General features: G+C 60.5%; 17 protein-coding genes. 8 read left to right on the forward strand and 9 right to left on the reverse strand.

The window, feature by feature from the left end; genetic code table 11:
- Positions 1-5: 5 nt before the first annotated feature.
- The 3 genes from C4J90_RS26285 to C4J90_RS26295 are packed head-to-tail and all read left to right on the forward strand — an operon-like array spanning position 6 to position 5,493.
- Positions 6-440 carry a DcrB-related protein gene (locus C4J90_RS26285; RefSeq protein WP_124415930.1) on the forward strand — a complete coding sequence of 145 codons (435 nt, stop codon included), beginning with the start codon at positions 6-8 and terminating at the stop codon, positions 438-440.
- 12 nt (positions 441-452) lie between these two features.
- Positions 453-4,817, forward strand: coding sequence for an RHS repeat-associated core domain-containing protein (locus tag C4J90_RS26290; RefSeq protein WP_256658901.1), 4,365 nt, complete (start codon positions 453-455; stop codon positions 4,815-4,817).
- A gap of 13 nt (positions 4,818-4,830) precedes the next feature.
- The gene (locus C4J90_RS26295; protein WP_124415931.1) at positions 4,831-5,493 is read left to right on the forward strand and encodes a hypothetical protein; all 663 of its coding nucleotides are present in this window, start codon (positions 4,831-4,833) and stop codon (positions 5,491-5,493) included.
- 95 nt (positions 5,494-5,588) lie between these two features.
- Here the strand turns inward: C4J90_RS26295 and C4J90_RS26300 are convergent, their stop codons facing one another.
- The 3 genes from C4J90_RS26300 to C4J90_RS26310 all read right to left on the reverse strand — a co-directional run bounded on the left by C4J90_RS26300 (position 5,589) and on the right by C4J90_RS26310 (position 7,407).
- Positions 5,589-5,864, reverse strand: a complete 276-nt coding sequence (locus C4J90_RS26300) for an HU family DNA-binding protein (RefSeq protein ID WP_003195589.1) — start codon at positions 5,862-5,864, stop codon at positions 5,589-5,591.
- A gap of 190 nt (positions 5,865-6,054) precedes the next feature.
- Entirely contained in the window at positions 6,055-7,203 is a 1,149-nt protein-coding gene (locus C4J90_RS26305; protein WP_124421132.1) for an NAD(P)/FAD-dependent oxidoreductase, read from the reverse strand.
- 36 nt (positions 7,204-7,239) lie between these two features.
- Positions 7,240-7,407 carry a rubredoxin gene (locus C4J90_RS26310; protein WP_095093029.1) on the reverse strand — a complete coding sequence of 56 codons (168 nt, stop codon included), beginning with the start codon at positions 7,405-7,407 and terminating at the stop codon, positions 7,240-7,242.
- Between the two features lie 195 nt (positions 7,408-7,602).
- Between C4J90_RS26310 and C4J90_RS26315 the strand changes: the two genes are divergently transcribed.
- Both C4J90_RS26315 and ubiA read left to right on the forward strand, forming a co-directional pair.
- Positions 7,603-8,166 (forward strand): chorismate lyase, encoded by a 564-nt coding sequence (locus tag C4J90_RS26315; RefSeq protein WP_124421133.1) that lies wholly within the window; start codon positions 7,603-7,605, stop codon positions 8,164-8,166.
- Positions 8,166-9,056: a 4-hydroxybenzoate octaprenyltransferase gene (gene ubiA, locus C4J90_RS26320; RefSeq protein WP_124365012.1), complete on the forward strand. Its 891-nt coding sequence runs from the start codon at positions 8,166-8,168 to the stop codon at positions 9,054-9,056. The genes C4J90_RS26315 and ubiA overlap by 1 nt, the downstream gene beginning before the upstream one ends.
- Positions 9,057-9,176: 120 nt before the next feature.
- Here ubiA and C4J90_RS26325 read toward each other — a convergent pair whose 3' ends face one another.
- The gene (locus C4J90_RS26325) at positions 9,177-9,554 is read right to left on the reverse strand and encodes a hypothetical protein (protein ID WP_124421134.1); all 378 of its coding nucleotides are present in this window, start codon (positions 9,552-9,554) and stop codon (positions 9,177-9,179) included.
- Positions 9,555-9,708: 154 nt separating this feature from the next.
- Between C4J90_RS26325 and phoB the strand changes: the two genes are divergently transcribed.
- The 3 genes from phoB (at position 9,709) to C4J90_RS26340 (ending at position 13,429) form a co-directional block, all read left to right on the forward strand.
- On the forward strand, positions 9,709-10,398 hold the full coding sequence (phoB, locus tag C4J90_RS26330; RefSeq protein ID WP_003195617.1) for a phosphate regulon transcriptional regulator PhoB: 690 nt from the start codon (positions 9,709-9,711) through the stop codon (positions 10,396-10,398).
- A 102-nt stretch (positions 10,399-10,500) separates the two neighbouring features.
- On the forward strand, positions 10,501-11,823 hold the full coding sequence (gene phoR, locus C4J90_RS26335; RefSeq protein ID WP_124365014.1) for a phosphate regulon sensor histidine kinase PhoR: 1,323 nt from the start codon (positions 10,501-10,503) through the stop codon (positions 11,821-11,823).
- Positions 11,824-12,088: 265 nt separating this feature from the next.
- A complete protein-coding gene (locus C4J90_RS26340; RefSeq protein ID WP_124365015.1) occupies positions 12,089-13,429 on the forward strand; it encodes a hemolysin family protein in 1,341 nt (446 codons plus the stop codon).
- Between the two features lie 133 nt (positions 13,430-13,562).
- Here the strand turns inward: C4J90_RS26340 and C4J90_RS26345 are convergent, their stop codons facing one another.
- The 5 genes from C4J90_RS26345 to C4J90_RS26365 all read right to left on the reverse strand — a co-directional run bounded on the left by C4J90_RS26345 (position 13,563) and on the right by C4J90_RS26365 (position 20,153).
- Positions 13,563-14,465: a response regulator gene (locus C4J90_RS26345; RefSeq protein WP_124365016.1), complete on the reverse strand. Its 903-nt coding sequence runs from the start codon at positions 14,463-14,465 to the stop codon at positions 13,563-13,565.
- 166 nt (positions 14,466-14,631) lie between these two features.
- Positions 14,632-15,393, reverse strand: coding sequence for a phosphate signaling complex protein PhoU (phoU, locus tag C4J90_RS26350; protein WP_065953276.1), 762 nt, complete (start codon positions 15,391-15,393; stop codon positions 14,632-14,634).
- 113 nt (positions 15,394-15,506) lie between these two features.
- Entirely contained in the window at positions 15,507-16,340 is an 834-nt protein-coding gene (gene pstB / locus C4J90_RS26355; RefSeq protein WP_048723523.1) for a phosphate ABC transporter ATP-binding protein PstB, read from the reverse strand.
- Positions 16,341-16,433: 93 nt separating this feature from the next.
- A complete protein-coding gene (gene pstA / locus C4J90_RS26360; protein ID WP_124421135.1) occupies positions 16,434-18,104 on the reverse strand; it encodes a phosphate ABC transporter permease PstA in 1,671 nt (556 codons plus the stop codon).
- A gap of 15 nt (positions 18,105-18,119) precedes the next feature.
- Positions 18,120-20,153, reverse strand: a complete 2,034-nt coding sequence (locus C4J90_RS26365; protein WP_177413430.1) for an ABC transporter permease subunit — start codon at positions 20,151-20,153, stop codon at positions 18,120-18,122.
- Positions 20,154-20,621 lie beyond the last annotated feature (468 nt).

A 20,621-nucleotide genomic window follows, 5' to 3' on the forward strand; every position in this document is an offset into this window, starting at 1 on the left:
GTTTAATGACTTATCGACTCAATGAATTTCAATTCACCCTGCCCAGCGATGAGGTTCAGGATGCTTCCATCAATATTCTGAAGTTTGCCGCCCTGGGTACGTCATTGATCGTCAGCCGCAGCCTTCTCAGCGATGGCGAAACACTGCAGAGCAACTTCGAGGAACAACTGACCAAGCTGCAGAAACAAGTGCAAGACCTGCGCTACCAACCCGCCCAGGCCGTGCGAGTGGGCGCAGCGCAGGATATCGATGCCATCGAAGTGCATAACCAGTTCAGCAAAGGTGCCGAGCGCATACATCAGTATCAGTTGGCGCTAGTGATACCGGGTACCCGGCAAATGCTTGCTCTGAGCTATGTCAAAGCCCAGCCCCTGGGCGACGCTGAAAATGCGCACTGGGCGACTATCAAACAAACCCTGTTGCTGAATCCGCAGCCTTGAAGCCTCTCCTCCATGTCTGACGCACTCTGGGCGGCACGTCTCGGCGACGGCCTGCTGCACACCTCTGCGATGGCCGACATTCTGGGCGGTGTACTGGAAGTCGCAGCCAACATAGCGATTACTGCGGTCGCGACAGCCGCCGTGGTGGCGGCGACCGGTATTACCGTCGTCACCGGCGGGCTGGGCTGCTTTGTGCTGGGCGCAGTGGTGGGCATCATCGTCGGCATCGGCATGAGCAAGACGGGGGCGGACAAGGGACTGACAAAGGTCTGTGACTGGCTAGGCAATGCCCTGTTTCCGCCGGTCGTGATGGCGACTATTGCCACCGGCTCACATAACACCTTCACCAACGGCATACCCGCTGCGCGTGCCGCAGGCGCAATCGGCCCGGTCAGCCCGCAACCTGCCGAAGGCGGCACTCCCGAGGAAGCCAGCTACCTGGACATGGCCAAGGGCTTTTTCTCGCAGATGTGGCGCCCTACCGTGGCGGTGCCTGCGCCGGGTGCTGTTCCCAAACCGCTGGACATCGTGATTTGCACCAAGCATCCACCCATGCCACCTCAGTTCATTGCCGAAGGCTCCAGCAAGGTCACGATTAATGGCCAGCCGGCCGCCCGCAGCGGTGACCGAAGTACCTGCGACGCATCGATTGTCGAGTCGGGGATGATCTCCAGCAACGTGCGTATTGGCGGTAGCCCGGTGGTGGTCCGCGAGATCCGCAGTGGCAAGACGCCCGGTGTCGGGCTGGCGGTGACCGCACTGTTGATGCTGCGCGGTGGCGGCTCGAAGTTCTTCAGCAAGCTGCCGTGTATGGTGGTAGGCGGACTGGTTTCGTGGGGTACCAGCCAGGTGACCAATGCCATTACCTCGGCAGTGGTCGGTTCGCCCAATCCGGTGCATAGCTCAACCGGCGCTAAAATCCTCGATGGTGAAGACGACCTGGACTTCGCTCTTCCAGGCCTGCTGCCGATCGAATGGCAACGCTACTACAGCAGCCGGGATGAGCGCCGCAATGGTTTGTTCGGTGCCGGCTGGAGCGTGATCTACGAGGTGTTTGCCGCGATCCAGGCACACCCTGACGGCGGGGAGCGGCTGATCTATACCGACGAACAGGCACGACAAATCGACATGGGCGTCATCCCATTGGGAGGCGCCGTGTTCAGTGCCGGCGAAGGCTTGAGCGTGCGGCGCAACACCAATGGTCAACTGCTGATCGAAAGCGTCGACGGCCTCTATCGGCTGTTCGAGCCAACCCCGGGCGCGCCCTTTCACCTGCGCCTCAGTCAGCTGGGGGATCGTAATGACAACCGTATTTTTCTCGACTACGACAGCCAGGGTCGTCTGAGCCGACTGCGAGATACGTTCGACCAGGTGCGCATCGAACTGGGCTACAGCCAGCAATGGCCTGCCCGGGTGGAACACATCGAGCGGCTATACCCCGATCACAGTCGAGAGCCTCTTGTCAGTTACCGCTACGACGCCCGCAGCGATCTGGCCGAAGTTCGCGATAACGCCACCAACGTGCAACGCCGTTTCGCCTACGACAGCGGCCAACGCATGATCGAGCACCAGCTGCCTACCGGGCTGCGCTGCTATTACCAATGGGACTGCGTGGACGGTAGCGAATGGCGCGTCGTGCGGCACTGGACTGACGAAGGTGACGAGTACCGGTTCGACTACGACCTGCCGAGCGGCGTCACACGCATAACTGACGGCTTGCAACGGGTCAGCACACGGCGCTGGAACCCGCAGTACCAGATAACCGAGTACACCGACAACCTGGGGAAAACCTGGCAATTTGAATGGAATGACGAGCGTCAGTTGCTCAGTGCGACTGACCCGCAAGGCGGCAAATGGCAGTTCGGCTACGACGATTCCGGCAACCTGTGCAGCACCCAGGATCCGTTGGGGCGCGTCGAGTCAACGTTGTGGCTGGAGCATTGGTCGCTGCCGCTGGTGGAGACCGATGCGGCAGGCCACGCATGGCAATATCAGTACGACCAGCGGGGCAATTGCGTCAGTGAAATCGACCCGTTGGGGCATGTCACACGGTATCGCTACGATACGTTTGGACAGGTGGTGGAGATCATCGACGCCACGGGTAAAAGCAAAACCCTGCGCTGGAATGAAACCGGACAGTTAATCCAGCATATCGATTGTTCTGGGTACCCCACAGCATTCGAGTACGACCGCCAAGGTCATTTGCAGGTCGTCATTGACGCCTTGGGTGAGCGGCAGCGTTATCAACACGACAACCAAGGCAGGCTGTTGCAGAGCGAAATGCCAGACGGCCGCATCGAGCAGTACCTGCGCGATACCAGCGGCTTGTTGATCGGCTATATCGATGCCGCAGGTCAAACCACCCGCTACCAATACGGTCGTCGCGGGCACGTGCGCCAACGAATAGATGCCCACGGCCGGCAGATTGAGTTCCGCTACGACGCCTATGGGCACCTCCAGACCCTGACCAATGAAAACGGTGAGAGTTACCGCTTTACCTGGGACCCATGCGACCGCCTTGTAGAGCAACAAGACCTCGATGGCAGCGCTCGACGTTATGCCTATGACCTTCTTGATAACGTAGCCGCTGTCGAGTACGTGCCTACCGGACAGGCACCTGAGCCTTCAATCGTGCATCGTCTCGAACGGGACGCGGTTGGCCGCCTGCTGCTCAAACACACCCGTGATGGCTGCACCGAATACGCCTACGACCCGTTGGACCAACTCACCGGTATCACCTTTACCGGCAACGACGAAACCACCCAGACACTGGCTTTCGCCTACGACCCATGCGGCCAACTACTCACCGAACAAAGCGCCGCCGGGAGCCTGAACTACCACTACGATGAACTGGGCAACCTGATCCAGACGCAATTGCCCGACGGCCGTTGGCTCAATCGCCTGTACTACGGCAGCGGCCACTTGCATCAGATCAATCTCGACGGCCGCGTCATCAGCGACTTCGAGCGCGATCGCCTGCACCGTGAAGTCCTGCGTACCCAAGGCCAGATCACCACGCGCAGCGAATACGACCGCAGCGGCCGCCTGCGCTCGCGGATACGCCGCCCCAGTGGCCAGCCAACGCAACTGCCAGCCGCCCAGCAAAAACACTTCGACTACGACCCGGCCGATAACCTGATCGGCCGCCTGGAGCGCGACCGGGAAAAACACCGCGATCAACGCCAATTGCTGCACTACGACGCGACTGGACGCATTATCGCCAGCCAGGACAACGCCCAGGGCCAGCGAGAAACGTTTGCCTACGATGCTGCCGCGAACCTGCTGGACGGGCCGGCGACCAGTGCGGGACTGGTGGTGCACAACAAGCTGTTGACCTACCAGGACAAACGCTACCGATATGACGGTTTCGGTCGAATGATCGAAAAGCGCAGCGCTGTGCAGGGTGTGCAATATTTCGCCTACGACGCCGAGCATCGCTTGATCCAGGTGCGTAGCCAGAAAGACGGGCGCGAAACGGTCGTGAACATGACCTACGACCCACTCGGGCGGCGCATCGCTAAAACCGAACAGGACAGCAACGGCTACCCGTTGGGCGAAACCCGCTTTGATTGGGAAGGCCTGCGCCTGCTGCAGGAACATCGGCACAGCCAGACCAGCCTCTATATCTATGAAGACGACGGCTATGCACCGCTTGCTCGCGTGGACGGGACCGGCGAGCATCAGAGCGTGCGGTACTACCACAACGACCTGAATGGGTTGCCTGAACAACTGACCGAAGCTGACGGGAAAACCGTGTGGCAGGCGCGGTATCAGGTATGGGGGAACACGGTCGAAGAAGTGCGTGAAGCGTATTTTATCGAAGAGCAGAATGTGCGGTTCCAGGGGCAGTACCTGGATCGGGAGATCGGGCTGCACTACAACACGTTTCGGTTTTATGATCCGGATGTGGGACGGTTTACGACGCCGGATCCGATTGGGTTAGCGGGGGGTTATAACCTCTATCAGTACGCACCCAATACAGCCGGGTGGATCGACCCGCTTGGACTGCTAAAAGAAGGTGAGGTCGCAGGTTACGGTGCCAAGGCGCACAAGAACGATGGGCTTGAAGCACACGAGATTGTCCGTAATAAATTCTTGGAAGAAAAAGGTATTGCCAAAGGCCGTCGCTACAAGGGCAACCCGTCCATTGCGTTGTCACCTAAGCATCACGACATGGTACATGCCGAGGAAAATCGTTTGCGACGCGCGCGCGGCATGGGCCCTAACCAAATGCTCAAGCGCGGCAAGCTGGAAATTCGCCTCATGTCTCAAGCCATACACAACTCGCTGGTCAAAACCGGCATCATCACGCAACAACAGGCCAGAACGGCGAGGCGCTCCGCCACCTCATTCGCCAAACGAAAAGGTTGTTTCTAAAGGATCACGCGCTATGGGCATCAACCAAATCATTCTTTCAGAGCAGGATCATAGCCTTGGACAGGTAGGTGGAGGCGCGTGGCTGAAAGATCTCGCTCTCTGGCCTAAAGACCCGCAAACCGGGCAATTGATGCTGCCCGTGATGATGATGACTTCAACGTTCCTGAGCGTGCCATTCATTCCACCTGGAATGGCGCTGACGGTGTTTGTCAGCGTTGAGCGAAATGACGAAACCTACACACGCTCATCGGTACGCAAGTTGGTTGTTCATCAACAAAGCGAGATGCAGACACTTCAAACTGGCCATAGCCGTGTCCTGCTTCACACGCTCGCTTCCGCTGAGCTCACACCCGCTACATTGGCTGACCCGATTCCGCGAAGGTACATCGCACAGCAACCGTTGACTCCCGAACAAATGGAAGAAGAACTGGAAGACGTGGAATGTGGGGTGGGTATCAGCAAGGTTCTAGGGCGCCCGGCATGGCTGCAAGACCCTCTGTATGAAAACCCTCGCTACTATTTCCTGGCTCAGTTGACCGACGCCGATATCGCAAAATTAAGCGCTCGTCACGAAGGTATATTCGGTGGCGGCATAGGTTATGTATTTGCCGATAATCGAGCGAAAAAAATGAAAGAAGGCGAAATAGGGGGCTACTTCCTCGTTCAATTTAGCTGATCACACAAACACAAAGACCAAAAAAAGGGCACCCGATCCCGTCGGCGTGCCCTTTTTTTCATACCATCCCGCCTCCCTTGGGGCGGTCCCGCTTATTACGGATTGACGCTGTCTTTAAGCGATTTACCCGGCTTGAAAGCGACGGTGTTGCTGGCCTTGATCTTCACAGGCTCACCGGTTTGCGGGTTTTTGCCGGTGCGGGCGCCGCGGTGGCGTTGCAGGAAAGTGCCGAAGCCGACCAGGGTAACGCTGTCCTTGCGGTGCAGGGCGCCGGTGATTTCTTCGAGAACGGCGTTGAGTACGCGGTTGGCCTGTTCTTTGGTGAGATCGGCTTTTTCAGCGATGGCGGCTGCGAGATCTGGTTTACGCATATATGAAGCCTCTTTGACGGTTTTTTGTTGTTATGTCCGTGCTGCTCTCTGGTGGAGCAGCGCCAAGGCGCCGCAGGCTCTACTCTGCGGCAGACGGGAGTGAGGATGGCATGCCCTCGCACGCTCCGCCAGCCTCGCCGCGACCTTTCTACAGGTAAGAAGAGGCTGATTCCGACAGAACGACCGACATTTACGCCAGCAGCGGCGGAAGTTCCTTATTCAATGCCAGTTTTTCCATGACGGCGGTACCGGTCAGCGCATAGCCCAGCAGGCGACCGCTGGCGTCGCGGCACAGGGCCTTGATGTCGGCGCCCTCGCCTTCGACACTCCATACGCCTTCGCCGCCGCGTGGAGGCGGTGAGACCACCAGCGGGCAGACCGGGGTTTTTACAGTGATCGGCATCGGCCCGTAGCTGACGGCCGTGGCGTTGCCGGCCAGGGTCTGGGCCAAGGCGCGGGCGCAACTCATCAAGGGCATGACGTACAGCAGGTTCAAGCCATCGACTTCGGCGCAGTCGCCCAAGGCGTAGATATTAGCGTGAGAGGTCTTGAGGTGACGATCCACCATGATGCCCCGGTTGACTTGCAGGCCGGCCGCCGCCGCCAGATCTATGCGTGGGCGCAGGCCGATGGCGGACACCACCAGGTCGCACTGGATCACTTCACCGTCAGACAGATGGGCTTCGAGGCCGTCAGCATTGCGTAGCAGGCGGTTGAGCACCGGCCCCAGGTGGAAACGCGCGCCAAGCCCTTCCAGCCCGGCTTGCACCGCAGCCGCCGCTGCCGGATGCAGCAGGGTCGGCATGACTTGTTCGCACGGCGCGACCAGATCGACTTCATAGCCGCCAAGGATCAGGTCGTTGGCAAATTCACAGCCGATCAGGCCGGCGCCGAGCAGCAGCACGCGGCGTTTGCCTGCAGCTGCGGCGCGAAAGCGCGCGTAGTCTTCGAGATCATTGATCGGGAAAACCAGCTCGGCGCCGTCACCCTCCACGGGTACGCGGACAGTCTCTGCGCCCCACGCCAGGATCAGGTCACGATAGGCCACCGATTCCTCGCCGATCCACAGACGCTTGTGGCCTGGGTCAATGCCGCTGATACGCGTGTGGGTGCGCACTTGCGCCTTGAGTTGCTCGGCCATGGCACCAGGTTCAGCCATGCTCAGGCCATCGGCTTCCTTGTTCTTGCCAAACCCGGTGGAAAGCATGGGCTTGGAGTAGGAGCGCCCGTCATCTGCGGTGATCAGCAGCAATGGGGTGTCGCCGTCGAGCTTGCGAAACTCCCGAGCTACGTTGTAACCGGCCAATCCTGTGCCAATGATCACGACAGGTGCGTTCATTCCTTTCTCCTTGTAGTAGGTTTCGTAAACTTCGAATTAGCCGATTTCGATCATTTCGAAATCCATTTTGCCCACGCCGCAGTCCGGGCACAGCCAATCTTCCGGGACGTCCTGCCACGGGGTGCCAGGAGCGATTCCGTCATCCGGCCAGCCATCCGCTTCGTTGTAAATCAGGCCACAGACGATACATTGCCACTTCTTCATTACTTGCTTCCTCAGGGTCCAGGCATCTTGGCCGACGGTCGATAAACCTGCGCTGCCGCTCGGCTCAGGGCGTTTTGTACTGATCGCGGCCGGCAGATGCAAGCACGATCGGCGCAAACGGCCGGTTCAGCGCGGCAAAAGTTCAGGTCGTCATGGTAAGCTCGCCGCCTCTTTTGCTGCCAATATTGACTCGCCGTGCCGCACTCAATCACCCCTTCCGATGCTTGCCGATGGCTGCCCCAGAGCCTGCTGAGCCCAATGCCTGCGCCCCTGACCCTCGATTGGCTGTTCGATGAAGGCTCGCTGACGCGGCGGCTGACGGGGCTGTCCGCGAGCGGCTTCAGCGTGACGCCGCTGCTCGAGGGCTGGCAAGCGTTGCGCGACGATGAATGCGCGGCGCTGGACCTGCCCCCGGCGACTATCGGCTGGGTGCGCGAGGTGTATTTGCGCGGGCATGGCCAGCCTTGGGTATTTGCCCGCAGTGTCGCGTCGCGCGATGCATTGCAGGGCGACGGCTTGCATATGGATGAGTTGGGCAGCCGGTCGCTGGGCGAGTTGTTGTTCTGCGACCGCGCCTTTACCCGCCAGCCGATCGAGGTGTGCCATTACCCAGGGCCATGGCTACCCACGGCGGATCAGGCCGACGGGCTGTGGGCACGCCGCTCGCGCTTTGATCGTGGCTCGCTGAGCGTGCTGGTGGCGGAAGTTTTCCTGCCGAGTTTCTGGCAGGTGCTGCAGGACCATCCGGAGAACCGCTGATGTATCAACGCGCACTCAAATCCTTGAATCGCCTGAACCCCAGGGCCTGGGATTTCATTCAGCTGACGCGCATGGACAAGCCTATCGGCATCTACCTGCTGCTGTGGCCGACGCTATGGGCGCTGTGGATCGCCGGCAAGGGCTCGCCGTCGCTGCTCAATATCATGATTTTCGTGCTGGGCGTGGTGCTGACCCGTGCCGGTGGCTGTGTGATCAATGACTGGGCCGACCGCAAGGTCGACGGCCATGTGAAACGCACCGAGCAACGTCCGCTGGTCAGCGGCAGGATCAGTTCGAAAGAGGCGTTGGTGTTTTTTGCGCTGTTGATGGGCGTCAGCTTCCTGCTGGTGCTGCTGACCAACGCCAGCACCATCCTGCTGTCCCTCGGCGGGCTGGCACTGGCGGCGAGCTATCCGTTCATGAAGCGCTACACCTATTACCCGCAGGTGGTGCTGGGCGCGGCGTTTTCATGGGGCATGCCGATGGCGTTCACGGCCGAGACCGGCCACCTGCCGGCCGAGGCGTGGCTGCTGTACATCGCCAACCTGTTGTGGACGGTGGGTTACGACACCTATTACGCGATGACCGACCGCGACGACGACGTGAAGATCGGGGTGAAATCCACCGCGATTCTGTTTGGTGATGCTGACCGTGTGATCATTCTCACCCTGCAGGGGCTGGCGCTGGTGTGCCTGTTGCTCGCGGGGGCTCGGTTCGAGCTGGGCGGCTGGTTCCACCTCGGGCTGCTGGCGGCGGCGGGCTGTTTTGCCTGGGAATTCTGGTACACCCGGGACAGGGATCGCATGAAGTGCTTCAAGGCCTTCTTGCACAACCATTGGGCGGGGTTGGCGATTTTCGTGGGGATTGTGGCTGACTACGGGTTGCGATGAGAGGATTGCGGTGACTGTTCTGACGCTATCGGGGGCAAGCCCCCTCCCACATTTGAAAGCGTTCACAAATCAATTGTGGGAGGGGGCTTGCCCCCCGATGGTCTTAGAAGCGCAACAGCCTCAAGGCTTGATGATGTGCCAAACCCCACCCTTGCCATCACCGGTCTTGTCCCCGGCCTTCTTGTCATCCTTGTAGGTGTAGACCGGCTTGCCTTTGTAGGCCCATTGGCTGGTCTGGTCGTCGCGGGTGATGACTGTCCAGTCGCCAGCCTTGATATCGGTAGACTCCGCCTTCAGTGGCGGCCAGTTGGTCGCGCACTGGTCCTTGCACACTGATTTGCCATCGGCATCCTTGTCGAAGGTGTAGAGGGTCAAGCCTTTGTGATCGACCAACATCCCATTTTTCGTCATCGCAGGTTCTGCGGCGAATGCCACGCCCGGCAGCGTCAATGCGGCCGCTACCAGCAGGGCTTTCCAGGAAATCGTGCTGTAAGTCATCGGAACCTTCCTTTTGTGGTTGTCAGGATTCGGACCCAAAGGGTAGTCCAGAGTGCCGTGAATTGCCCAAGCGTCTAAATTACTGTCACACGACTGCAATAATTCCGTTATCTAATGCGGCGCAAGACAGTTAAATGACAAGAGGATTTCGAGCATGGTTGGCAGGAGCATTCTGATTGTTGACGACGAAGCGCCCATTCGCGAGATGATCGCCGTTGCGTTGGAAATGGCCGGCTACGACTGCCTGGAGGCGGAGAACTCCCAGCAGGCCCATGCCATTATCGTCGACCGCAAGCCGGACCTGATCCTGCTCGACTGGATGCTCCCCGGCACCTCCGGCATCGAACTGGCCCGGCGCCTCAAGCGTGACGAACTGACCGGGGATATCCCGATCATCATGCTCACCGCCAAGGGCGAAGAGGACAACAAGATCCAGGGCCTGGAAGTCGGCGCCGATGACTACATCACCAAGCCTTTTTCCCCTCGAGAGCTGGTCGCGCGCCTCAAAGCCGTACTGCGCCGGGCCGGCCCGACCGATGGCGAAGCGCCCATCGAAGTCGACGGCCTGATCCTGGACCCGATCAGCCACCGGGTGACCATCGACGGCAAGCCGGCCGAAATGGGCCCGACCGAATACCGCCTGCTGCAGTTTTTCATGACCCATCAGGAACGCGCCTACACCCGCGGCCAACTGCTGGACCAGGTGTGGGGCGGCAATGTGTACGTGGAGGAGCGCACGGTCGACGTGCATATCCGCCGCCTGCGCAAAGCCTTGGGCGATGCCTATGAGAATCTGGTACAAACCGTGCGTGGCACGGGCTACCGGTTTTCAACCAAAGGTTGAAACCTGGCTGCAAGTGATCAGCTACAAGCGGCAAGACAAAACCGCCTCGCTCTGACTTGAAGCTTGCAGCTTGAAACTTAAAGCTGCTCCCAAGGACGCTCCATGAACCAAAACTGGCATGGCACCCTGATTCGCCACATGCTCCTGCTGATCACCGGTTGCCTGCTGGTCGGGCTGATCAGTGGTTATTACGGCTGGAGCCTGGCCATCGGCATCGCCCTGTACCTGGGCTGGACCCTCAAACAATTGCTGCGCCTGCATGAATGGCTGCGCCAGCACAAACCCGACGAAGCACCGCCCGACGGTTACGGCCTGTGGGGCGAGGTGTTCGACAGCATCTACCACCTGCAACGCCGCGACCAACGGGTGCGCGGGCGCCTGCAAGCGGTGATCGACCGGGTACAGGAGTCCACTGCCGCGCTCAAGGACGCGGTGATCATGCTCGACAGCGACGGCAACCTGGAATGGTGGAACCGCGCCGCCGAGACCCTGCTGGGCCTCAAGACGCCCCAGGACAGCGGCCAGCCGGTGACCAACCTGGTGCGCCATCCGCGCTTCAAGGAATACTTCGAGCAGGACAACTACGAAGAAGCCCTGGAAATCCCCTCGCCCACCAACGACCGCGTGCGTATCCAGCTGTACCTGACGCGCTACGGCAACAACGAGCACCTGATGCTGGTGCGCGACGTGACCCGCATCCATCAGTTGGAACAGATGCGCAAAGACTTCGTCGCCAACGTTTCCCACGAACTGCGCACACCGTTGACGGTGATCTGCGGCTATCTGGAGACGCTGCTCGACAATGTCGAGGCGATCAACCCGCGCTGGAGTCGCGCCCTGCAGCAAATGCAGCAGCAAGGCTCACGCATGCAAACCCTGCTCAACGACCTGTTGCTGCTGGCCAAGCTTGAAGCCACTGATTATCCGTCGGACAACCACCCCGTGGCCGTGCAGAGCCTGCTGTACACCATCAAGAATGACGCCAAGGCCCTGTCCGGCGAGCGCGGCCAGCACATTACCCTGGAAGCCGACCCGCTGGTGTTGCTCAAGGGCAGCGAAGGCGAGCTGCGCAGTGCGTTCTCCAATCTGGTGTTCAACGCGGTGAAATACACCCAGGACAACGGCAATATCCGCATCCGCTGGTGGGCTGACGCACACGGCGCGCACCTGAGCGTGCAGGATTCCGGCATCGGCATCGACGCCAAGCACCTGCCGCGCTTGACCGAACGCTTCTACCGCGTCGATTCCAGCCGCAACTCCAACACCGGCGGCACCGGGCTGGGCCTGGCGATCGTCAAGCACGTGCTGCTGCGCCATCGCGCCCGCCTGGAAATCAGCAGCGTGCTGGGACACGGCAGCACGTTTACCTGCCACTTTCCCCCCGCGCAGGTGACCCGCTCGCAGGTGATCGGCACCGACGAATAACCCGCAGACGCTACAAGACTAATGTGGGAGGGGGCTTGCCCCCGATAGCGGTATATCAGTATCAGATGTGCTGACTGACACCCTGCTATCGGGGGCAAGCCCCCTCCCACATTTGGACTTGCAGTGTCTTGAAGGGCGCATTCCAGGCCCCGCCCGGCAGTGAGTACTAGGCAAGCGCCCCGTCAGCCGCTACATTGGCCGACTTGCGCCTGCTTTTCAGGCCTGCTCCCCCCTATTGAACATACGGAACCTGCAAAACCCCATCATGGACCCTTCCCCTGGTATCACCCTCGCTACACTTTTCGCCGATTTCGGCATGATTCTATTTGCACTGGTCCTGGTACTGCTCAACGGTTTCTTCGTTGCGGCGGAATTTGCCATGGTCAAACTGCGCTCGACGCGAGTCGAGGCCATCGCCCACACCAACGGCTGGCGCGGGCAGATCCTGCGCACCGTGCACAGCCAGCTCGACGCTTACCTGTCGGCCTGCCAGCTGGGCATCACCCTCGCCTCCCTGGGCCTGGGCTGGGTCGGTGAGCCGGCCTTCGCCCATATCCTCGAGCCGTTGCTGGGCGCCGCAGGCGTTGAGTCGCCGGAAGTGATCAAGGGCGTGTCGTTCTTTGCCGCCTTCTTCGTGATTTCCTACCTGCACATCGTGGTCGGTGAGCTGGCCCCCAAATCCTGGGCCATCCGCAAGCCCGAATTGCTGTCGCTGTGGACCGCCGTGCCGCTCTACCTGTTCTACTGGGCGATGTACCCGGCGATCTACCTGCTCAACGCCAGCGCCAATGCTATCTTGCGCATCGCAGGTCAAGGCGAGCCCGGCCCGCATCACGAACACCATTACAGTCGCGAAGAACTCAAGCTGATCCTGCACTCCAGCCGTGGCCAGGACCCCAGCGACCAAGGCATGCGTGTACTCGCCTCCGCCGTGGAAATGGGCGAACTGGAAGTGGTGGACTGGGCCAACTCCCGGGAAGACCTGGTTACCCTGGACTTCAACGCGCCCCTCAAGGAAATCCTCGCGCTGTTCCGCCGCCATAAATTCAGCCGTTACCCGGTATACGACGCGGTGCGCAATGAGTTTGTAGGCCTGTTGCACATCAAGGACCTGCTGCTGGAACTGGCGGCCCTGGACCATATCCCCGAGTCGTTCAACCTGGCCGAACTGACCCGCCCGCTGGAGCGCGTATCGCGCCACATGCCGTTGTCGCAGTTGCTGGAACAGTTCCGCAAAGGCGGCGCGCACTTCGCCCTGGTGGAAGAAGCCGATGGCAAGATCATTGGCTACCTGACCATGGAAGACGTGCTGGAAGTGCTGGTGGGCGATATTCAGGACGAACACCGCAAGGCCGAGCGCGGCATCCTCGCCTACCAGCCGGGCAAGCTGCTGGTGCGTGGCGACACCCCACTGTTCAAGGTAGAACGCCTGCTCGGCGTCGACCTGGACCACATCGAAGCCGAAACCCTGGCGGGCCTGATCTACGACACCTTGAAGCGGGTGCCCGAAGAGGAAGAAGTGCTGGAGGTTGAAGGTTTGCGGATCATCATCAAGAAGATGAAAGGGCCGAAGATCGTGCTGGCCAAGGTGCTAATGCTGGACTGACTGCAGGAACGCAAACCAAATGTGGGAGGGGGCTTGCTCCCGATAGCAGTGTGTCAGCCACCCGATACAGTGACTGATACTCCGCTATCGGGGGCAAGCCCCCTCCCACATTGGTTACTGGCCATCCTTTGGATCAAGCACCCGGCACGAAATGCTTCTGCGCCGTGCCCCGCGCGATCAGGCGGGAGATGTAGTCCAGCTTCTGCGCATCCTGGTCGATAAACCGGAAGGTCAGTTGCAGCCAGTCGCTGTCGGGCTTGGGCTCGTAGGCAACGATCGCGTGCAGGTAGCCATTGAGGCGCGCCACTTCAGCGTTTTCGCCTTGCTCCAGGTCAAGCACGGCGCTTTCCAGCACCTGGGGCAGGACCTCACCGCGACGCACCACCAACAACGCCTCCTTGATGCTCAGCGCCTTGATCACGCATTGCTGGGTGCCGCTGGACAGGCGCAACTGGCCCTGACCACGTCCGCCGGCAGGCGAAGGGGCCGGGGCGGCGGTGACAGGCGCGCTGTTGAGCAGGCCTCTGCTCGGGGCGGCGGCAACTGGTGCCGGCTTGACGGCATCAGGCTTGCCACCGGTCAGCGCGCTCAGGGAGTCGTTGCCGAAGGCCGAGTTCATCTTGGTCGGCGCGCTGGCGATCAACGCGTCGAGGCGGCCGATCTTGTGCAGCGCCTGCTTGACCTTGTTCAGCAATTGTTCGTTGGTGAACGGCTTGCTGACGTAACCGGAAACACCGGCCTGGATCGCCTGCACTACGTTTTCCTTGTCGCCACGGCTGGTCACCATCACGAACGGCATGGCCTTCAGATGGGCTTGCTCGCGGCACCAGGTCAACAGCTCAAGCCCGGACATCTCTGGCATTTCCCAGTCGCACAGCACCAGGTCGAAAGACTCGCGCATCAGAATGGATTGCGCCTTCTTGCCGTTCACCGCATCTTCGATCTGGATCCCGGGGAAGTAATTGCGCAGGCACTTCTTCACCAGGTCGCGAATAAACGAGGCGTCATCCACCACCAACACACTGACTTTGCTCATCGACCCTTCATCCTATAAAACCTTGCTGGCAGTACGCCTGACTGATGGCAGTTTGCCAAAACTCTGCAGTCACGTTAGGACTTATTTGGCCCTATCCGCAATAAATTCCGCTCGCCGCAAACGAAAACGCCCGGCCAATGGCCGGGCGTTAATTTCTCGGGCAACCTTACTTATCGTCAGATTCGCCCGGAACATTAGGGATAAGATCAGCATTGCCTTCAACTTCGGCTTTCATGCGCTTGAGGCCCATGTGCCGAACGTCGGTGCCGCGCACCAGGTAAATCACCAATTCCGAGATATTGCGCGCATGGTCGCCGATGCGCTCCAGGGAGCGCAGCACCCAGATGATGCTCAAGACACGCGAGATAGAGCGCGGGTCTTCCATCATGTAGGTGGCCAGTTCACGCAGGGCGGTCTTGTATTCGCGATCGATGACCTTGTCGTACTGAGCCACCGACAGCGCCAGGTCCGCATCGAAACGCGCAAACGCATCGAGGGCATCGCGCACCATGTTGCGCACCTGGTCGCCGATATGGCGCACTTCCACGTAACCGCGCGGCGCTTCGCCTTCTTCGCACAGTTGGATGGCGCGGCGGGCGATCTTGGTGGCTTCGTCGCCGATACGCTCGAGGTCGATCACCGATTTGGAGATGCTGATGATCAAGCGCAGGTCGGACGCCGCCGGCTGGCGACGGGCAAGAATGCGCAGGCATTCTTCGTCGATGTTGCGTTCCATCTGGTTGATCTGGTCATCGATCTCACGCACTTGCTGGGCCAGGCCCGAGTCGGCCTCGATCAGCGCGGTGACCGCATCGTTGACTTGCTTCTCCACCAGGCCGCCCATCGCCAGGAGGTGGCTGCGCACTTCCTCAAGCTCGGCGTTGAACTGCGCGGAGATGTGGTGGGTAAGGCCTTCTTTGCTAATCATGGGTTTGCTCCGCAAACGCTGTAAGCGACAAGCTACAAGCTGCAAGTTGATAGGTGTCGTGGCACTGAACTGCTTTTACTTGCCGCTTGAAGCTTGCGGCTAGCACCCCAGCCCTAGCCATAGCGACCGGTGATGTAGTCTTCGGTCTGCTTCTTCGCCGGATTGGTGAACAGGGTATCGGTATCGCCAAACTCCACCAGCTTGCCCATGTACATGAACGCGGTGTAGTCGGACACCCGCGCCGCCTGCTGCATGTTGTGGGTCACGATGACGATGGTGAACTTGGATTTGAGCTCGTAGATCAGCTCTTCGACTTTGAGCGTCGAGATCGGGTCGAGCGCCGAGCACGGTTCGTCGAGCAACAGCACTTCAGGCTCCACGGCGATGGTGCGCGCGATCACCAGGCGCTGCTGCTGGCCGCCGGACAGGCCCAGGGCCGACTCGTGCAGACGGTCCTTGACCTCATCCCACAGCGCGGCCCCCTTGAGCGCCCATTCCACGGCTTCATCGAGGATGCGCTTCTTGTTGATGCCCTGGATGCGCAGGCCATAGACCACGTTTTCATAGATGGTCTTGGGAAACGGGTTGGGCTTCTGGAACACCATGCCCACGCGGCGGCGCAACTCGGCCACATCTTCGCCCTTGCGGTAGATGTTGGTGCCGTAGAGGTTGATCGCGCCTTCCACACGGCAACCGTCCACCAGGTCGTTCATGCGGTTGAAGGTGCGCAGCAGCGTGGACTTGCCGCAGCCCGACGGGCCGATGAAGGCGGTCACGCGCTGCTTGGGGATGTTCATGCTGACGTCGAACAGCGCCTGCTTTTCACCATAGTAGAGGCTCAGGCCGGGCACTTCGATGGCCACGGTTTCCTGGGCCAGGCTCAGGCTCTGCTTGTCGCGACCCAGGGCAGACATGTTGATGCCGTGGGAATGGGTTTCATGTTGCATGGTCTCACTCCGTTCGTAGCTGCAAGCTTTTAGCTGCAAGCTGCAAGATTTGAGCAAAAGCGGCTTGTAGCTTGCCGCTTGTGGCTAATAGCTTTAGCTGTCCAACGCCTTGTACTTCTCGCGCAGGTGGTTACGTATCCACACCGCCGACAGGTTGAGCGTGGCGATCACCAGCACCAGCAGCAACGCGGTGGCGTACACCAGCGGCCGCGCCGCCTCGACGTTGGGGCTCTGGAAGCCGACGTCATAGATATGGAAGCCCAGGTGCATGATCTTCTGGTCAAGGTGCAGGTACGGGTAGTTACCGTCCAACGGCAGCGACGGGGCCAGCTTCACCACGCCGACCAGCATCAGCGGCGCCACTTCACCGGCGGCACGGGCCACGGCGAGGATCATGCCGGTCATCATCGCCGGGCTGGCCATTGGCAGCACGATCTTCCACAGCGTTTCCGCCTTGGTCGCGCCGAGCGCCAGGGACCCTTCACGCACGGTGCGAGGTATCCGCGCCAGGCCTTCCTCAGTCGCCACGATCACCACCGGCACCGCCAGCAGCGCCAGGGTCAGCGAGGCCCAGAGCAGGCCCGGCGTGCCGAAGGTCGGCGCCGGCAAGGCTTCGGCGAAGAACAGCCGGTCCACCGAGCCACCCAGTACATACACGAAGAAGCCCAGGCCAAACACGCCGTAAACGATGGCCGGCACGCCCGCCAGGTTGTTGACCGCGATGCGGATGATCCGCGTCAGGGCGTTCTGCTTGGCGTATTCACGCAGGTACACCGCTGCCAGCACGCCGAACGGCGTCACGATCATCGCCATGATCAAGGTCATCATCACAGTGCCGAAGATCGCCGGGAAGATCCCGCCTTCGGTGTTGGCTTCCCGTGGGTCGTCGCTCAAGAATTCCCAGACCTTGCTGAAGTAGAAGCCGATCTTGGTCATCGTGCCCATAGCGTTCGGCTGGTAGGCGTGCACCACTTTGCCGATGCCGATTTCGATTTCCTTGCCGTTGCCGTCACGGGCCGTCAGCGCGTCGCGGTTGAACTGGGCGTGCAGGTCGGCCAGGCGCGCTTCGATGTCCTGATAGCGGGCATTCAGTTCGGCGCGGTCGGCGTCCATGTCAGCTTGGGCGGCGGCGTCGAGCTTGCCTTCCAGTTCCAACTTGCGGCCGTGCAGGCGGACGCGCTCCAGCCCGGCGTTGATCGCGCCGATATCGGTTTTTTCCAGGCTCTTGAGCTGGGCGGCGAGCTTGTTGACCCGATCTACGCGAGCTTGCAGCTCCGGCCACGCGGCCTCGCCTTCGGCGATGACCTTGCCGTCCTGCTTGACGTTGACCAGGGTGCCGTAGAAGTTACCCCACTCACGTCGCTCGATGGTCATCAACTGCACCGGTTTGGTCTGGTCCTTCAACCATTCGCCGACGATCCAGGTGAAATCATTGCCGTTCAAATCACGGTTGCCGACCTTGATCAGCTCGCGAGTCATGAACTCCGGGCCTTCATCGGGCACCGGCAGGCCAGCGCTTTTCAGGCGCTCGCGGGGCACTTCTTCCTTCTGCACCACTTCGCCGATGACGATATGGTTTTCCTGGCCCGGCACGTTGTAGGTGGCCTGGATCAGGTCAGCTGGCCAGAAGTGGCCTAAACCGCGCACCGCAATCACCGCCAGCAAACCCAGGGTCATGATGACCGCGATGGACACCGCGCCACCGCTGATCCAGACGCCCGGGGCGCCGCTCTTGAACCATCCATTCAGGGAGTTCTGTTTCACAGACTTCTACCTTTCTTAAAGCGACGAGTATTTCTTGCGCAGACGCTGACGAATCAGCTCGGCGAGGGTGTTCATGATGAAAGTGAACAGCAGCAGCACCAGCGCCGAGAGGAACAGCACGCGGTAGTGACTGCCGCCCACTTCCGACTCGGGCATTTCCACCGCGACGTTGGCCGCCAGCGTGCGCAGGCCTTCGAACAGGTTCATCTCCATCACCGGCGTGTTACCGGTGGCCATCAGCACGATCATGGTCTCGCCAACCGCGCGGCCCATGCCGATCATCAGCGCAGAGAAGATGCCCGGGCTGGCGGTGAGGATGACCACGCGGGTCATGGTCTGCCATGGCGTGGCGCCCAGGGCCAGGGAGCCCAGGGTCAGGCCGCGCGGCACACTGAACACGGCGTCTTCAGCGATGGAGTAGATGTTCGGGATTACCGCAAAGCCCATGGCCAGGCCGACCACCAGGGCGTTGCGCTGGTCGTAGGTAATGCCCAGGTCATGGGAGATCCACATGCGCATGTCACCGCCGAAGAACCAGGTTTCCAAGTACGGGCTGATGTACAGCGAGAGCCAGCCCACGAACAGGATCACCGGGATCAGGATCGCGCTTTCCCAGCCATCGGGAACGCGCAGGCGGATCGATTCAGGCAAGCGGCTGAACACAAAGCCGGCCACCAGGATGCCGATCGGCAACAGCATCAGCAGGCTGAAAATCCCCGGCAAGTGCCCTTCCACATAGGGCGCCAGGAACAGGCCGGCGAAGAAGCCGAGGATCACCGTCGGCATCGCTTCCATCAACTCGATCACCGGCTTGACCTTGCGGCGCAGGGTCGGGGCCATGAAGTAAGCCGTGTAGATCGCGGCGGCAACGGCCAGCGGCGCGGCGAGCAGCATCGCGTAGAACGCGGCCTTCAGCGTACCGAAGGTCAGCGGCGCCAGGCTCATCTTGGGTTCGAAGTCGGTGTTGGCAGCGGTCGATTGCCAGACGTATTTAGGCTCGTCGTAGTTCTCGTACCAGACCTTGCTCCACAGCGCGCTCCAGGACACTTCCGGGTGCGGATTGTCGAGCAGTAGCGGTTGCAGCTTGCCACCGGCCTCGACGATCACGCGGTTGGCCCGTGGTGACAGGCCGAACACGCCCTGGCCGTCGACCACCGGGTCGACCAGCAAGGTGCGGTGCGCGGTGCTGTGGAACACGCCGAACTGGCCGGAAGCGTCGAGGGCGGTGAAGCCTTTGCGACGTTCCTCAGCCGTGATTTCCATGATGGGCGCAGTGCCCATCTGGAAGGTCCGGATTTGCTTCAGGCGCTGCTCGCCATCCGGGTCGCGGGCCATGAACCACTGGGCCAGGCCACCTTTGGAGTTACCGACGATCAGCGAGATGCCGCCCACCAGCTGGGTGCTGGCGGTGACTTCGGCATTGCCGTCTTCAAGCAGTTTGTAGCGACCGTTGAGGCTCTTGTCGCGCAGGCTGAACACATCGGCCAGGGCGCGACCGTTGATCACATACAACCATTGCTGGCGCGGGTCGATGAAGATCGCCTTCACCGGCTCGGTCATTTGCGGCAGTTCGACACGCTTCTGCTCGCTGGTGACTTCGCCGGTCATCATGTTTTCTTCACGGCTCAGGGTCAGCACGTTCAAGTGCGAACCGGCCGAGCCGGCCACCACCAGGGAGGTATCGGTGGCATTGAGCGCGACGTGCTCCAACGGGCGGCCGGCTTCATCCAACACGATCGGCGTTTCACCGTAGGGGTATTCGATCGCAGGGCTGATGGTTTTCTTGCCGTCCGGGTAGGACACCTTGTAGGTGTGGCGGAACACCATGGACTGGCCGTTGGACAGACCCAGGATCACCAACGGGCTGCCCGGCTGGTCTTCACCGATGGACACCACCTGGGTACCGGCCGGCAGTGGCAGGTCGACGCGCTTTAATTCAGCGCCAGTGTCGACTTCAAAGAACAGCGCCTGGCCCTTGTCGGAAACCCGCATGGCGACCTGGTTCTGTTCTTCAAGCGAGATCAGCAAGGGCTTGCCGGCGTCCTGCATCCAGGCGGGCGTCAGCGCGTCTTCCTTGGTCAGCGAGGCGCCCTGGAACAGCGGCGCAACGACATAGGCGAGGAAGAAGAAAATCAGGGTAATGGCAGCCAGCACAGCGAGACCGCCGACCAGTACATACCAACGGGTGAAACGATCCTTGAGCGCGCGAATGCGCCGCTTGCGTTGCAGCTCAGGCGTATTGAAATCAATGCGCTTGGGGGGAGAAGTCGTCGTCATGGTGGAATTGGCCAGATCATTCATGCGCACACCCTAGCGATCCTGTATGACAGAAAGATGACAATGCAGTGACGCAAGAAATCCGCCGCGTAGCAAAGCTGGCAGCGGACAAAAAATTAGGAGTTTCTGTAGGAGCGAGCTTGCTCGCGAAGATCGTCAACGATAACGCGCCGTTTCTGAATAAACGCGGCGCCCTGTCGCCTTTCGCGAGCAAGCTCGCTCCTACAGAAGGCCGGTTTT

Origin of the sequence: Pseudomonas sp. R2-60-08W, assembly GCF_003852335.1 — a bacterium.
Lineage (GTDB): Bacteria > Pseudomonadota > Gammaproteobacteria > Pseudomonadales > Pseudomonadaceae > Aquipseudomonas.

Bases quoted from the DNA above. Each gene is read 5' to 3' on its own strand.
- phoR (WP_124365014.1), top strand. From the start codon at position 10,501: ATGAACCAAAACTGGCATGGCACCCTGATTCGCCACATGCTCCTGCTG.
- phoB (WP_003195617.1), top strand. From the start codon at position 9,709: ATGGTTGGCAGGAGCATTCTGATTGTTGACGACGAAGCGCCCATTCGC.
- C4J90_RS26365 (WP_177413430.1), bottom strand. From the start codon at position 20,153: ATGCAGGACGCCGGCAAGCCCTTGCTGATCTCGCTTGAAGAACAGAAC.
- C4J90_RS26295 (WP_124415931.1), top strand. From the start codon at position 4,831: ATGGGCATCAACCAAATCATTCTTTCAGAGCAGGATCATAGCCTTGGA.
- C4J90_RS26310 (WP_095093029.1), bottom strand. From the start codon at position 7,407: ATGAAGAAGTGGCAATGTATCGTCTGTGGCCTGATTTACAACGAAGCG.
- C4J90_RS26300 (WP_003195589.1), bottom strand. From the start codon at position 5,864: ATGCGTAAACCAGATCTCGCAGCCGCCATCGCTGAAAAAGCCGATCTC.
- phoU (WP_065953276.1), bottom strand. From the start codon at position 15,393: ATGATTAGCAAAGAAGGCCTTACCCACCACATCTCCGCGCAGTTCAAC.
- C4J90_RS26290 (WP_256658901.1), top strand. From the start codon at position 453: ATGTCTGACGCACTCTGGGCGGCACGTCTCGGCGACGGCCTGCTGCAC.
- C4J90_RS26305 (WP_124421132.1), bottom strand. From the start codon at position 7,203: ATGAACGCACCTGTCGTGATCATTGGCACAGGATTGGCCGGTTACAAC.
- ubiA (WP_124365012.1), top strand. From the start codon at position 8,166: ATGTATCAACGCGCACTCAAATCCTTGAATCGCCTGAACCCCAGGGCC.
- pstB (WP_048723523.1), bottom strand. From the start codon at position 16,340: ATGCAACATGAAACCCATTCCCACGGCATCAACATGTCTGCCCTGGGT.
- C4J90_RS26340 (WP_124365015.1), top strand. From the start codon at position 12,089: ATGGACCCTTCCCCTGGTATCACCCTCGCTACACTTTTCGCCGATTTC.
- C4J90_RS26285 (WP_124415930.1), top strand. From the start codon at position 6: ATGACTTATCGACTCAATGAATTTCAATTCACCCTGCCCAGCGATGAG.
- C4J90_RS26325 (WP_124421134.1), bottom strand. From the start codon at position 9,554: ATGACTTACAGCACGATTTCCTGGAAAGCCCTGCTGGTAGCGGCCGCA.
- C4J90_RS26345 (WP_124365016.1), bottom strand. From the start codon at position 14,465: ATGAGCAAAGTCAGTGTGTTGGTGGTGGATGACGCCTCGTTTATTCGC.